Source organism: Aeromonas sp. 602396, from assembly GCF_049173735.1.
Taxonomy (GTDB): Bacteria; Pseudomonadota; Gammaproteobacteria; order Enterobacterales; family Aeromonadaceae; genus Aeromonas; species Aeromonas veronii_A.
The window spans coordinates 762,000-775,848 of record NZ_JAAKSD010000001.1 but is presented as its reverse complement, the minus strand read 5'-3'; the positions used below and the strand labels follow the sequence as shown (position 1 = coordinate 775,848).

Here is a 13,849-nt window from a genome sequence, read left to right as displayed (position 1 = left end):
ATGCCTGTTCTTGAAATGCCGAGCTGGGGCATGGTTGCCCTCGCCCTGACCCAGGCCATCGCCATGCTGGCGCTGGCGCCGCTCGCCACCGGTTTCAACCGGGTGCTGCGGGCCAAGATGCACTCCCGTCAGGGGCCGGGCCTGCTGCAGGATTACCGGGATATCGCCAAGCTCCTGCGCCGTCAGGAGGTGACCCCCGAGCCTGCCGGCATCATCTTCAACCTGATGCCTGCGCTGCTCATCGCCGCCCTCTTGCTGGTGGGGATGGCGCTGCCAACCCTGACTCACGAGTCCCCCTTCCCCATCGCCGGGGATCTCATCACCGACATCTATCTGTTCGCCATCTTCCGCTTCTTCTTCTCCCTCTCGGGGCTCGACAGCGGCAGCATGTTTGCAGGGATCGGTGCCCGCCGCGAACTGACCCTCGGCATTCTGGTGGAGCCCATTCTGGTGCTCGCCTGCTTCATCATGGCGATGATGGTGGGCAGCTCGGATCTGGGCAATATCAGCAACTATGTGGCGACCCAGCCGCTGGCCGCGCCGGTTGCCACCCTGCTGGCCGGCGCCGCCTGCGCCTTCGCGGTGTTTGTCGAGATGGGCAAGCTGCCCTTTGACTGCGCCGAAGCCGAGCAGGAGCTGCAGGAGGGACCGCTCACCGAGTACTCCGGTGCGGGGCTGGCCCTGCTCAAGCTATCCATCGGCCTCAAGCAACTGGTGGTGGTGCAGCTCTTTCTGGTGATTTTCCTCCCCTTCGGCAAGGCGGCCAACTGGAGTCTGCCTGCGCTCATCGGCGCGGCGCTGATCCTCGCCTGCAAGCTGCTGGTGGCATTTTTGCTAGCCGGCATCATCGAAAACGCCATGGCCCGTACCCAGTTCGTGCGCACCCACAAGCTCACCCGCTACGGGTTGGGGCTGGCCCTGCTGGCGCTGCTCGCCTATCTGGTCGGGGTCTGAACCATGCCCGCCAGCACAGCACCTTTTTTCGATTTCATCATTTGTGAATGCTCATTCCCGAACATTAAAGTGAGAACTGCATGACCATCGCCATTTCGGATCGCATCGGCTGCGACTACATCCAGCAGGTGCGAGCCCAACTGCCCCACGCCATCGTCGACGAGGAGTGGCAAACCGCCGATCAGGCCACCATCACCGTCAAACCCACCAGTCTGGTCGAGACGGCCAGCCTGATCTTCCATCAGCTGGGGGGCTGGCTTCCTCTCTCCTTTGCCAATGACGAGCGCAGCCTCAACGGCCACTTCGCCGTCTACCACGTCTTCTCCATGGAGGGCGACACCAAGTGCTGGATCACCGTCAAGGTGCTGGTGGATGCCGATACCCAGGAGTACCCCTCCATCACCCCGACCATTCCGGCGGCGGTGTGGGGCGAGCGGGAGATCCGCGACATGTACGGCCTGCGCGCCATCGGTTTGCCGGACGAACGCCGTCTGGTACTGCCGGACGACTGGCCGGAGGATATCCACCCGCTACGCAAGGACGCCATGGATTATCGCCAGCGCCCGATGCCCACCACCGACACCGAGACCTACCCCTTCGTCAACGAGCTGGGCAGTGATGCCAACCGCATCGTGCCGGTCGGCCCGCTGCACATCACCTCCGACGAACCGGGGCACTTTCGTCTGTTCGTCGATGGCGAAGACATCATCGATGCCGACTACCGCCTCTTCTATGTCCATCGCGGCATGGAGAAGCTGGCGGAAACCCGCATGGGCTACAACGAAGTGGCGTTTCTGACCGACCGGGTCTGCGGCATCTGCGGCTTTACTCACAGCGTCGCCTACACCACCTCGGTAGAGAACGCCATGGGTATTCCGGTGCCGGAGCGGGCCAAGATGATCCGCGCCGTGCTGCTGGAGGTGGAGCGCCTGCACAGCCATATCCTCAACATCGGCCTGTCGAGCCACTTCACCGGTTTCGACACCGGCTTCATGCAGTTCTTCCGGGTGCGGGAGAAATCCATGACCCTGGCCGAGCTGCTGACCGGCGCCCGCAAGACCTACGGCCTCAACCTGATTGGCGGGGTACGCCGCGACATCTTCAAGGAAGATCGCATCAAGGGTGCCCAGCTGGTGCGCGAACTGCGTGATGAGCTCAAACCCCTGGTGGCCATGCTGCTGGATACCGCCAACATCTCCTCCCGCCTCATCGGTATCGGCAAGCTCGCCCCGCAGATTGCCCGCGATTTCAGCTGCGTCGGCCCCATGGTGCGGGCGAGCGGCTTCAAGCGCGACGTGCGCCGGGTTCACGATTTTGCCGGTTACCGCGAGCTGCCGATGGAGATCCAGACCAAGGCGGGTTGCGATGTGCAATCCCGGGTACTGGTGCGGATCCACGAGCTCTACGACTCCCTCGACATGATTGAGTTCGGCCTGGAGCACCTGCCGGAAGGGCCACTGCTCACCGAAGGCTTCACCTACCAGCCGGGCAAGTTTGCGCTGGGCTTTACCGAGGCGCCCCGCGGCGAGAACGTCCACTGGAGCATGACCGGGGATAACCAGAAGCTATTCCGCTGGCGCTGCCGCGCCGCCACCTACGCCAACTGGCCTGCTCTGCGCTACATGCTGCGCGGCAATACCGTGGCGGATGCGCCGCTCATCATCGGCAGTCTGGATCCCTGCTACTCCTGTACCGACCGGGTCACCCTGGTCGACCCCAAGAAGGGCAAATCCACCGTGGTCTCCTACAAGGAGATCGAGCGCTACGGTATCGATCGCAAAAACTCTCCGCTGAAATAAGGGGTCATCATGATCAAGCTGTTCAAGACCATCCTCAAGGCTGGCACCCCGACCGCCAAGTACCCCTTCGCCCCTTATGAGGTGAACCGGGATTTTCGCGGCAAACCGAAATATCAGGCGGATCAGTGCATCGCCTGCGCCGCCTGCACCAAGGCCTGCCCGGCCAATGCGCTGGTGATGGAAGTGGACATGGAGACCGGCGAACGGCGCTGGGAGATCTCCATGGCGCGCTGCATCTTCTGCGGTCGCTGCGAAGAGGTCTGCCCGACCCGCGCCATCGCGCTCTCCCCCGAGTTCGAGCTGGCGGTGACCAACAAGGCGGACCTTTATGAGGAGGCCCGCTTTGCGCTGGCCCCCTGCACTCTGTGCGGCACCTACTTTGCCCCGAGCAAACTGGTGGCACTGGTGGAGGACACCCTCAAGCAGGCGGGCACACCGCTGGCGACCCCGGAGCGGCTTCACCACTGCCCCGACTGCAAACGAAAACAGAGCATGCTGAGCCAGCCTGACTCGGCCCTGATCACACCGATAGCCACACCGATGGCCGCACAAAAGGAGTGGATGTGATGAGCAAGATCAAAGGCATAGAACCGGTTGTCGGCCATGCCCATACCCGCGCCGTACCGCTGGCACAGGATCCCGAGATCACCAAACTCAAGAAGACCCTGCTCAAGGACATTCGCCGCTCGGCCTATGTCTACCGGGTCGATTGCGGCGGCTGCAACGCCTGCGAGATCGAGATCTTCGCCACCATCACCCCGCTGTTTGATGCCGAGCGTTTCGGCATCAAGGTGGTCGCCTCCCCCCGCCACGCCGACATCCTGCTCTTTACCGGCGCGGTGACTCGGGCGATGCGGGTGCCGGCCCTGCGTGCCTACGAGGCGGCGCCCGATCCCAAGATCTGCATCGCCTACGGCGCCTGCGGCTGTGACGGTGGCATCTTCCACGACCTCTACTGTGTATGGGGCGGCACCGACAAGATCGTGCCGGTGGATGTCTATATCCCCGGCTGCCCACCCACACCGGCGGCCACCATCTACGGCTTTGCGGTGGCGCTCGGTCTGCTTGAGCAGAAACTCAAAGCCACCAGCCACGAGGTGCAACCGGGTGAGCGGGTCGAACTACGCCACACCGGCATCCCCAACGAAATCCGGGTGATGATCGAACGCGAGGCGCGCCGCATGGCCGGTTACCGGCAGGGGCGGATCATCGCCGACGAGTTTATGGCCCTGCTCGAAGGGGCAACCCAGCAGGATGTGGATCTGCGCATCCAGAGCTACCTCGATCAGCACGACGATCCGCGCCTCTCGGAGATCGTCAACAACCTCGCAAACGCCTGCCTTAACCGGGCAGCCGGCAAGGGAGAGGCGGTGCATGGCTGACGAGGTTTTTTTCTACCGCCTCTCGCGCAAGTTCGTCGACGAGCAGTTCAACGTCCCCGAGGAAGCCAAAGAGGTGATGTACTACAGCCTCGCCATCGGCCACCACCTCGGCATTGTCGATTGCCTGCGAGCAGACCTGGTCTGCTCGCTGACCGGTTATCGCGACTGGGTAGCCAAGCTGCCAGAGGGGAGCGAAGCGCGCCGCAAGATGGAGGGGTTTCTCACCTTTGGCGAGATCACCATCTATCGCGAGCACTGCCATATGCTGGCCTGCGCCTTCGACCGACTGCGCAAAGCCGAAGGCGTGCTCGATGAGCAGGAGCTGGGCTGGACCAACACCTTTATGGATCAGCTCACCGCCCTCTTTAACGACCCCCATATGTACCTGATGGTAAGGAGCCGCTGATGGGCTGCAATCTCGTGTTGACCGTGGGCAATGCCATGATGGGGGACGACGGTGCCGGCCCCTATCTTGCCGACAAACTGCAAGCCGCCCCCCTGCCCGGCTGGATCCATATCGACGGCGGCATCGCGCCGGAAAATGTGGTCTACAAGGTGCGGGAGCTGCAACCGGAGCGGGTGGTGCTGGTGGATGCCGCCGAGATCGGCGAGAAGGCGGGAACCCTGCAGGTGATCCCCCCCGAGACCATCGCCGAGATGTTTATCTTCTCGACCCACAATATGCCGCTCAATTTCCTGATCGACGAGCTCAAGACCTTTGTCCCCGAGGTGATCTTTGTCGGGGTACAACCGGCCATCGTGGCGTTCTCTTTCCCGATGACCGAGATGGTGAGCGAGGCGATGGATTATCTTTATCAGCACCTTGATGCCGCCAAAGATACCGACTTGTTAATAGAGAAACTGGAGCAGTGGAATATTGACAATTCCAAGAGGTGATTATTTATCGAGTTGTTAACGACCGTTATTGACCGACGGTTCCGGCAATGTGATCGAGGCCCGATGTTAAATTAAAAGCATCGGGCTAATTGTGCTGAACTTGATATAAAACAAGGTTCTTTGATTTTTTCAAAAAATCGCTAACTCTCGCTTTTTTATGACAAAAAAAGCGTTGCCAGTCACAGAAATTTGCCACAAAATGGCGACCGTTACGGAAGTTGATGGGGTCTGGTGGCCTCCTCGGTCTTCAAAACCGATGTGAGCCGAGAAGGCTTTGGCAGGTTCGATTCCTGCCTCTTCCGCCAAATTTATCTATTGAACAAATACTCTCCCGCTGAATTTTTCGGCCTGAATGTTATTTCCATTGTTTGTTCAATATGTTTGAATTAATACCTTAAAAAAGGTGCTTGCCGCTTGCCAATATAATCCGAACTCAGGTTATCTCGCTGGCCAAAAATTAATTTATCAGCATCGATGCAGCATTAATTTATACCCGCTCATTGATGCACCCAGTTTGCACTCATCCGCAAATCGCCAGCAGTGCCATAACCCGTCAGCTCGGCCTCTCTATCGGCAAACCGGTGCGCCTCCCGAACCCACGCACTGCACTGGTAATCCCATGCCGAACTCGTCTCACGCGTCAGCCATCCCCCACCGCCAGCCCGCATCAGGTACGGCTGCCGACGATTCACTGCCAGATTCTCAGCAACAGCCCAGCCAGCAACAAACGCGCCGTTTGCCGCAAGTGGAGCAGCTGCTGCAGCAACCCTTTCTCGCCGGGTTTATCGAGGCGCTGAGCCGCCCGCTGGTGACTCAGGCGGTGCGCGACACCCTGAGCGAGCTGCGCCAGAGCGAAGATTTTCGCCAGCATGGCGTCGCCCCCGAGCAGATCGAGGCGCTGATTGCCAAGCGCTGCCGACAGCAGTTGCGCCAGCGTCAAACCCGGGTGATCAACGCCACCGGCACCCTGGTGCATACCAATTTGGGGCGCTCGCCATTAAGTCACGAGCTGTGGGACGAGGTGCGTGACCTCAACACCGGGTACAACAATCTGGAGCTGGATCTCGCCACCGGCAAGCGCGGCGGGCGCAAGGGGCTGATCGCCCCCCTGCTCCGTTGCCTCACCCAGGCCGAGGATTCGCTGGTGGTCAACAACAACGCCGCTTCGCTCTTTTTGCTGCTGCAGGAGGTGGCCAAGGGGCGCGAGGTGATCGTCTCGCGCGGCGAGCAGATCCAGATTGGCGGCGGCTTTCGCATTCCCGATATTCTGGCGCTCTCCGGCGCCAAACTGGTGGAGGTGGGCACTACCAATATCACTACCGCCAAAGATTACCTCGATGCCATCACCGATCAGACCGCGCTGGTACTGATGGTGCACAGATCCAATTTCGCCATTCGCGGCTTTACTGAATCCCCCGATATCGGCGAGGTGGCCCGCGCCCTGCCCGAACATGTAGTGCTGGCGGTGGATCAGGGGTCGGGCTTGACCACCGAAGAGTTTGCACCGGATGAAACCTCGGTGCGCCAGTACATCAAGGCGGGGGCGGATCTGGTCTGCTACTCCGGTGACAAGCTCTTGGGGGGCCCGCAATCGGGCATCATCAGCGGCCGCAGCGACCTTATCAAGCGGCTGGAAAAACACCCCATGATGCGCACCTTCCGCCCGAGCCGCATCGTCTACTCCCTGCTCGAACGGCTGCTCATCCACAAGCTCAACAAATCTCCCGTCGGCGAGGGTATCGCCCATCGCACCCTGAGCAATCCGGCCGCCATGCAGGCGAGAGCCGACCAGCTGATGGCCGCCCTGCCCGGCTCCTTTGTGCCGGTCCCCGCCCAGCTGGTGGTGGGCGGTGGCACCTTGCCGGACGAGTTCTATCCGGCCCCTGCGCTGGAGTGCACCGACCCGCGCCCGGCCCAGCAGCTGCTCGATGATTTGCGCGAACTGCCGGTGCCGGTCATCGCCACCGTGCGCCAGCAGAAGGTGCTGCTCAATATGGCCACCCTGCTGCCGACCGAGATGGAACTGCTGATCGCCCAACTCAAGGAGTTGCTGCTGCCCGCCCCGTTCAATGCAACAAATGCGACCGAGGAGCCCTGATCCCATGACCCCCTATCGCGCCGTTATCGGCCTTGCCGGCCACGTGGATCACGGCAAGACCCTGCTGATCAAGGCCCTCACCGGCATCACCACCGCTCGTGCCCATGAGCAGGCCATCGGCATGACCCAGGATCTCGGCTTTGCCCACTTTGACGACGGTCAGGGCAACACCATAGGCGTCATCGACGTGCCCGGCCACGAACGCTATATCCGCAACATGGTGGCGGGGCTCTGGAGTCTGGATCTGGTGCTGCTGGTCATCGCCGCCGACGAGGGGTGGATGCCGATGACCGGCGATCACCTGCGCCTGCTCAAGGCGATGGGGGTGCCGCGTCTCTTGGTCTGCATCAACAAGTGCGATCTGGTCAGCTCCGACGAGCTTTTGCTGTTGGAAGAGAGCCTGCTGGAGCGGGTGATGGACGAGAGCGGCATGGTGCCCGATATCGTCAGCGTCAGCGCCAAAACCGGCGCCAATATGGCTGCCCTGCACGCCGCCATCGTGCGCCAGCTTGCCGAACTGCCAGCCTCACACGCTGCCCGCGAGCAGAGCGCACCGCGACTGTATGTAGACAGAGTCTTTACCGCCAATGGCACCGGCACAGTGCTTACCGGCACCTTGCAGCAGGGCAGCCTCAAGGTGGGGGACAAGCTGCGTCTCTACCCCGCCGATCGGGAGGTGCAAGTGCGCTCCCTGCAGGCCTATCACCAGAGCGCCGACGAGATCGGCGCCGTCTGCCGGGTGGCGGTGGGCCTTAAAAAAGTGCCCCACAAGGAGGTGGCTCGCGGCCACTGCCTCACCAGCACTGCCGGTCAGTGCGAGGCGGCCACCCACCTTATCGTGCGGCTCTGCGAGGTCGGTGGCAGCATCCGGGAACAGCGCAACCGCGAAGTGGAAGTGGCCCTCGGCAGCTGGCATGGCCGGGCCCGTTTCGTGCCCATCAAGGATACCCGGCTGGCGCGGCTGATCTTTACCAGCCCCATCCCCTGCTTCTTCGGCCAGCCACTCGCCATCATTCGCCACGGCAGTAGCGAACTGCTGCACGGCGCCCGCATCGTCTGGTGCGGCGACATCCACCCCGCCAGACGCAAGGCGCTGCACGCCCTGCTGGGCGAGCTGCCAGATGAGCTCGAACACTACAACCCGGCCACCCTGCAGCTGGGGCTCAACGGCTATGTGCTGGCCAACCGCTTTGACCAGCAGCCAGAGCAGGTCACTCCCCTCGGTGAGTGGCTGCTGGACAACCACTGGCTGGCCCAGAGCCGCGATCAGCTGCTCGCTACCTTGGCAAACGAACCGCTGAGCGCTGCGGAGCTGGCGACCCGCTTTGGCATCGCCCTGCCGGTCACTCAGGCCCTGCTCCAGCAGCTCAAGAGCGAGCAGCTCATTCGCCTGCACCATGACAAGTGGCAACCGGGCAGCGGCGAGTCGGAAGATGATTTGGGGGAAGAGGCGCAGCTGGTGCTCAAGGTGGTGCGAGATCAAGGCAAGGAGGGTTACGAGCCCGGTAAACTGGGCCCCGGCGGCGTGGAGCTGGATCCCTTTATCACCCGCAAGCTGCCCGCCGCCCTGCAGCAGGGCTTGCAGCAAAAAGGCGCGTTGCAAAAGCAACTGCGCAATCTGGCGCGACTCAAGTATCTGGTGCAGCTCGATGGCCCCATCTACTACGACGCCGAGCTTTACAACCAGATGGTCGCCGCCGTGCTGGCGGGCCAACAGGTGGGAGATCTGATCGACATGGCATCCCTCAAGGAGATCACCGGCTTGTCGCGCAAATACGCCATTCCGTTCTGCCTGCGCATGGAGATGGATGGCTGGGTACGGCGCGAGGAGAACGAGCGCCGGGTGCTGCGTTTGCCGCAGACTCAAGATGAGATGGAGCCGGCATGAGCGCCACCATCGCCCACTCTGGCTCTGCCAATCCTGTGGTCAACCGGCTGCGCCGCGAATTTCATATCGACGGCATCGTACAGGGGGTCGGCTTTCGCCCCTTCGTCTATGGGCTGGCGCTGCGCCACGGCCTTGCCGGCTATGTGTTGAACGATGCCAACGGCGTCACCATTGGCGCCGAAGGATCGCCCGAGCAGCTCGCCACCTTTGCCCGCGAACTGCGGGAACTGGCGCCGCCACTTAGCCGCATCGATCATTTCAGCGAGCGGGAACTGCCCCGCGCTCATGATCCCGACTTCGATGGCCAATTTCATGGCCAGTTTCGAATTAAAGCAAGCCAGCAGCAGAGCGCGGCCACGGTCGCCATCTCGCCGGATCAGGGGATGTGCGAGGCGTGCGCCAACGATGTGGCCAACCCTTCGGATCGCCACCATCGCTACCCCTTTACCAACTGCACCCACTGCGGCCCGCGCTACACCATTATCCGCCGCCTCCCCTACGACCGCCCCCATACCGCCATGGCGGGCTTTGCCATGTGCCCGCGCTGCGCTGCGGCCTATGAAAACCCGCTGGACAGACGCTACCACGCCCAGCCGGTGAGCTGCCCCGAGTGCGGGCCTCATCTCAGCTGGCGAAATGGCCGTGGCGATGCCCTGGCCGAGCGCGAGGATGCCCTGCAAGCAGCTGCAAACGCCCTGCAAGCAGGCAAGCTTATCGCGGTCAAGGGGATGGGGGGTTATCACCTGATGTGTGATGCCCGCAATGAACAGAGTGTCGCCAGATTGCGAACGCTCAAGCGGCGCGCGCGCAAGCCGCTGGCGGTGATGATAGGCTCCCTTGCCGAGGCCAAATTGCATGTCACCGGCAGCGAAGACGAGTGGAAGCTGCTCGCCTCTCAGGCCAGACCCATCACCTTGCTGCGCAAGCGCAAAAATGATGATCGGCTCTCAGAATCCCTACTGACAACCGCGCCGCTGGCCGAGGGGATCGCCCCCGGCATCCCCTACTTTGGGGTCATGCTCCCCTATACCCCGCTCCATCAGCTGCTGCTGGACGCGTGCGCCATGCCGCTGGTGGCCACCAGCGCCAATGGTCGCGGCAGCCCGATCCTCATCGAGTGCGAGGCGGTGGTCAGGGAGCTCGGCAGCGAGATTGACGGCATCCTGGATCACAATCGCCCCATCCTGCACCCCTGCGACGACAGTCTGGTGCAGTGGGCAGGCGGGCGACGCCAGACGTTGCGCCTCGCCCGGGGCTATGCCCCCTGCACCCCCAGCCTGCAAGAGGCGGTAAAGTTACCGCTCTTGGCGGTCGGGGCGCAGCAGAAGAACCAGCTGGCGCTTGCCTTCAGCCGCCAGCGCATCTACAGCCCCTATATCGGCGATCTGCATAGCCTGCCGATGCAGGAGCACTTTGAGCAGACCCTGGCGACCTTTCGCGACCTCTACGATCTCAAGCCAGAACTGCTGGTGTCGGATCGCCACCCGGGCTACCTCAGCCATCAGTGGGCCAAGGGCTATTGCCGCAATCAGGGGGTGACCCACCTCGAGGTGCAGCACCATCACGCCCACCTGCTGGGGGTGATGGCCGAGCACAACATCACGGGCCCGGTGCTGGGGGTTGCCTTCGATGGCACCGGCCTTGGCGATGACGGCACCCTCTGGGGTGGCGAGCTGCTGCTGGCAGACGTTCAGGGATTTGAGCGGGTTGCCCACCTTGCCCCCTTCAAGCTGATCGGCGGCGAGGCGGCCATTCGCGAGCCGGTACGTCAGCTGCTGGGGCTGCTGTTTGAATCGCACACTCCTGAACAGATCAGTGCCCTCGATATTCCGGCGATCAAGCAACTGCCCGCTGGGCAGATCAACAATCTGCACCAGCTCTGGCAGTTGGGTCGCAACGCCCCTTACACCAGTTCCATCGGTCGACTGTTCGATGCGGTGGCGGCGCTCTTGGGGGTGATCAACACCCCGGATTACGAGGGCGAAGCGGGACTCCTGCTGGAGGCAGCCGCCTTGCAGCTCACCCCAGATGAACAGCCCTTCCCCCTCGCCTTTGATCTCAGCCAATCAACAGAGGGGCCACTGCATATCGAGTGGGCCGAGCTCATCAATACCCTTATCAGCGAGCAGAGAAAAGGCATCTCCACCGCCAGCCTGGCCGCCGGTTTTATCCGCGCCATCAGCAATCTGGTCATCGCCCTTGCCGAGCGCGTCCCCGGCTATCCGGTGGTATTCGGGGGCGGCGTTTTTCAAAACCGGGTGCTGATGGACCAGCTGGTGCCCGCTCTCGAAGCGGCCGGCCGGCAGGTATTGACCAGCGAAACCCTGCCGCTCAATGACGGTGGCATCGCCGCCGGTCAGCTCTGGTTTGCCATCCACCATCTTGCCACGCACCACCCTGTCACAACCGGTTGTGCCACCTTGTCGGAGTCCTGAAATTCATGTGTCTATCCATCCCCTCTCAGGTGGTGCAGCTGCACCCCGAAGATAACTGCGTCACCGTCGACACCCTGGGGGTGCAGCGGCGCGTCAGCTGCATGCTGCTCGAAGAGCCTCTCAACATTGACGACTATGTGCTGCTCCATATCGGCTTTGTGATGAGCAAGATTGACGAAGAGGAGGCGCAGGCCAGCCTCGAGAGCTTCCGCCAGATGGTGGCCCTGATGCCAGAGCAGGATATCTTGCCATGCTGACCTTGAATGACCTCTTTCAGGGCTTTCGCCAGCCCGAGGTGATCCGCGCCCTCGCCGCCCAGATCACCGAACTGGCCAAAGATCTGCCCGAACCGCTGCGGGTGATGGAGGTGTGCGGTGGCCATACCCACACCATCATGAAATACGGCCTGCACCAGTTGCTGCCGGCCAGCATCGAGTTTGTCCACGGCCCCGGTTGCCCGGTCTGCATCATGCCCAAAGAGCGCATCGATCAGGCCATCGAGCTGGCCCGCCAGCCCAACGTCATTCTGGTCACCCTGGGGGACATGATCCGGGTGCCGGGCTCCAAGGGCACGCTGGCCCAGCAGCGGGCCAAGGGGAGCGATATCCGTCCGGTCTATGACCCCCTCGATGCCCTGCGTATCGCCCGTGAGAACCCCGAGAAAACCGTGGTCTTCTTCGCCATCGGTTTCGAGACCTCCACCCCCATGACCGCCGCCTTGCTGGCTGCGGCTGAAGCTGAGGGGATTGAGAACCTGCTGTTTCATATCAACCATGTGCTGGTGCCCCCCGCCATTCATGCGGTGATGGCCGACGGGGTGGCCAAGGTGAACGCCTTTATCGGCCCCTCCCACGTCAGCGTCATCACCGGCGCCGATATCTACCTGCCTATCGTCGATCGCTATCAGGTGCCGGTGGTGGTGAGTGGCTTCGAACCAGTGGATGTGATGGAGGCGCTCTTGATGATGGTGCGCCAGAAGGTGGAGGGTCGCTACGCGCTGGAGGTGCAGTACAGCCGCGCCGTCACCGCCAGCGGCAATAAAGCCGCCCAGCGGCTGGTCGAGCGCTTTTTCGAGACCCGCGAGCACTTTCGCTGGCGAGGTCTGGGGGATATCAACGCCTCCGCCCTGCGCCTGCGCGATGCCTTTGCCAAGCGCGATGCGGAGCGTCACTTTGCGCTTAATCAGACTCCCATCGATGACCACAAGGCGTGCCAGTGCGCCGATATCCTGCGCGGCCTGGCCAAACCGAACCAGTGCAAAGTCTTTGGCCGGGGCTGCACCCCGACCCAGCCCATGGGCAGCTGCATGGTCAGCTCCGAAGGGGCCTGCAATGCCTACTACCGATATATGGGGATCCAATGAGAGAAATTCAGTTAAGCCACGGCGGCGGCGGTGTGGAGATGAACCAGCTGATCAATCAGCTCTTCTTTCGCCACTTTGGCAACGAGATCCTGCTGCGCGGTGAAGATGCCGCCCTGCTGCCGGTAAACGGCCCCGTTGCCTTCACCACCGACAGCTTTACCGTCTCGCCGCTCTTCTTCGAGGGGGGCGATATCGGCAAACTGGCCATCGCCGGTACGGTCAACGATCTCGCCATGATGGGGGCCAAGCCCGAGTATCTGAGCTGCAGCTTTATCATCGAGGAAGGCTTCCCCTACGCCGATCTGGCCCGCATCGTCGAGTCGATGGCGGTCGAACTTGCCAAGAGCGGTGCCCGCATCGTCTGCGGCGACACCAAGGTGGTGCCCAAGGGGGCGGCCGACAAGATCTTTATCAACACCAGCGGGGTCGGCACCTTTCCGCGGCCTGAGCAGAGCCGGGGCATCTCGGTACGCAACCTCAAAGCCGGTGACGCCATTCTGGTGTCGCGGGATATCGGCAGCCACGGCGCCTGCATCCTGATGGCCCGTGACGCCCTGCAACTGGGATCCGATCTCAAGAGTGACTGCACCACCCTCTGGCCGCAGGTAGAAGCGCTGCTAAAAGCGGGGATTACCCCTCACGCCCTGCGCGATGCCACCCGCGGTGGCCTTGCCGCCGTGCTCAACGAATGGAGCAGCGCCTCCGGCGTTGCCATCGAGCTGGAGGAGTCCGCCATTCCGGTGTGCGATCCGGTGCGTGGCCTGTGCGAGCTCTATGGCTTCGAGCCCCATGATCTCGCCAACGAGGGAACCATGGTGCTGGCCCTGCCTGCCGAACAGGCACAGGACGCGCTGGGCATCTTGCGGCAATTCAACCCCGCCGCCAGCCAGATCGGCGTGGTGCAGGCAAGCGATCGCCACAAGGTGATCCTCAACAACCCCTGGGGTAGCCGCCGTTATCTGGAGCTACCGCAAGGGGAGCTGCTGCCGCGGATCTGTTGATCGGCCATGCCGTTCCGTCAATTACAGGGAGG

General features: G+C 62.3%; 12 protein-coding genes and 1 tRNA gene. All 13 read left to right on the top strand.

Features of this window, described 5'->3' with window-relative positions:
* The 13 genes from G5229_RS03340 to hypE all read left to right on the top strand — a co-directional run bounded on the left by G5229_RS03340 (nt 1) and on the right by hypE (nt 13,817).
* Nucleotides 1–954 (top strand): respiratory chain complex I subunit 1 family protein, encoded by a 954-nt coding sequence (locus G5229_RS03340; RefSeq protein WP_139462706.1) that lies wholly within the window; start codon nt 1–3, stop codon nt 952–954.
* Between the two features lie 80 nt (nt 955–1,034).
* Nucleotides 1,035–2,753, top strand: coding sequence for an NADH-quinone oxidoreductase subunit C (locus G5229_RS03335; protein WP_421208443.1), 1,719 nt, complete (start codon nt 1,035–1,037; stop codon nt 2,751–2,753).
* A gap of 9 nt (nt 2,754–2,762) precedes the next feature.
* Entirely contained in the window at nt 2,763–3,320 is a 558-nt protein-coding gene (locus G5229_RS03330; protein ID WP_005345227.1) for a formate hydrogenlyase complex iron-sulfur subunit, read from the top strand.
* Nucleotides 3,320–4,135, top strand: a complete 816-nt coding sequence (locus G5229_RS03325) for an NADH-quinone oxidoreductase subunit B family protein (protein ID WP_005333324.1) — start codon at nt 3,320–3,322, stop codon at nt 4,133–4,135. Before G5229_RS03330 ends, G5229_RS03325 begins: the two co-directional genes overlap by 1 nt.
* On the top strand, nt 4,128–4,541 hold the full coding sequence (locus G5229_RS03320) for a formate hydrogenlyase maturation HycH family protein (protein WP_167556341.1): 414 nt from the start codon (nt 4,128–4,130) through the stop codon (nt 4,539–4,541). The genes G5229_RS03325 and G5229_RS03320 overlap by 8 nt, the downstream gene beginning before the upstream one ends.
* Nucleotides 4,541–5,032 carry a hydrogenase maturation peptidase HycI gene (gene hycI, locus G5229_RS03315; RefSeq protein ID WP_421208441.1) on the top strand — a complete coding sequence of 164 codons (492 nt, stop codon included), beginning with the start codon at nt 4,541–4,543 and terminating at the stop codon, nt 5,030–5,032. Before G5229_RS03320 ends, hycI begins: the two co-directional genes overlap by 1 nt.
* Nucleotides 5,033–5,245: 213 nt before the next feature.
* A tRNA-Sec gene (locus tag G5229_RS03310) sits at nt 5,246–5,337 on the top strand.
* Nucleotides 5,338–5,651: 314 nt separating this feature from the next.
* Nucleotides 5,652–7,130, top strand: a complete 1,479-nt coding sequence (selA, locus tag G5229_RS03305; RefSeq protein WP_421208439.1) for an L-seryl-tRNA(Sec) selenium transferase — start codon at nt 5,652–5,654, stop codon at nt 7,128–7,130.
* Between the two features lie 4 nt (nt 7,131–7,134).
* The gene (gene selB / locus G5229_RS03300) at nt 7,135–9,018 is read left to right on the top strand and encodes a selenocysteine-specific translation elongation factor (RefSeq protein ID WP_421208437.1); all 1,884 of its coding nucleotides are present in this window, start codon (nt 7,135–7,137) and stop codon (nt 9,016–9,018) included.
* Entirely contained in the window at nt 9,015–11,453 is a 2,439-nt protein-coding gene (gene hypF / locus G5229_RS03295) for a carbamoyltransferase HypF (RefSeq protein WP_421208436.1), read from the top strand. The genes selB and hypF overlap by 4 nt, the downstream gene beginning before the upstream one ends.
* Before the next feature lie 5 nt (nt 11,454–11,458).
* Complete coding sequence (locus G5229_RS03290; RefSeq protein ID WP_421208434.1) at nt 11,459–11,710, top strand: HypC/HybG/HupF family hydrogenase formation chaperone; 252 nt, start codon at nt 11,459–11,461, stop codon at nt 11,708–11,710.
* Nucleotides 11,704–12,816, top strand: a complete 1,113-nt coding sequence (hypD, locus tag G5229_RS03285; protein ID WP_421208432.1) for a hydrogenase formation protein HypD — start codon at nt 11,704–11,706, stop codon at nt 12,814–12,816. Before G5229_RS03290 ends, hypD begins: the two co-directional genes overlap by 7 nt.
* The gene (gene hypE / locus G5229_RS03280) at nt 12,813–13,817 is read left to right on the top strand and encodes a hydrogenase expression/formation protein HypE (protein WP_421208430.1); all 1,005 of its coding nucleotides are present in this window, start codon (nt 12,813–12,815) and stop codon (nt 13,815–13,817) included. The genes hypD and hypE overlap by 4 nt, the downstream gene beginning before the upstream one ends.
* Nucleotides 13,818–13,849: the final 32 nt, after the last annotated feature.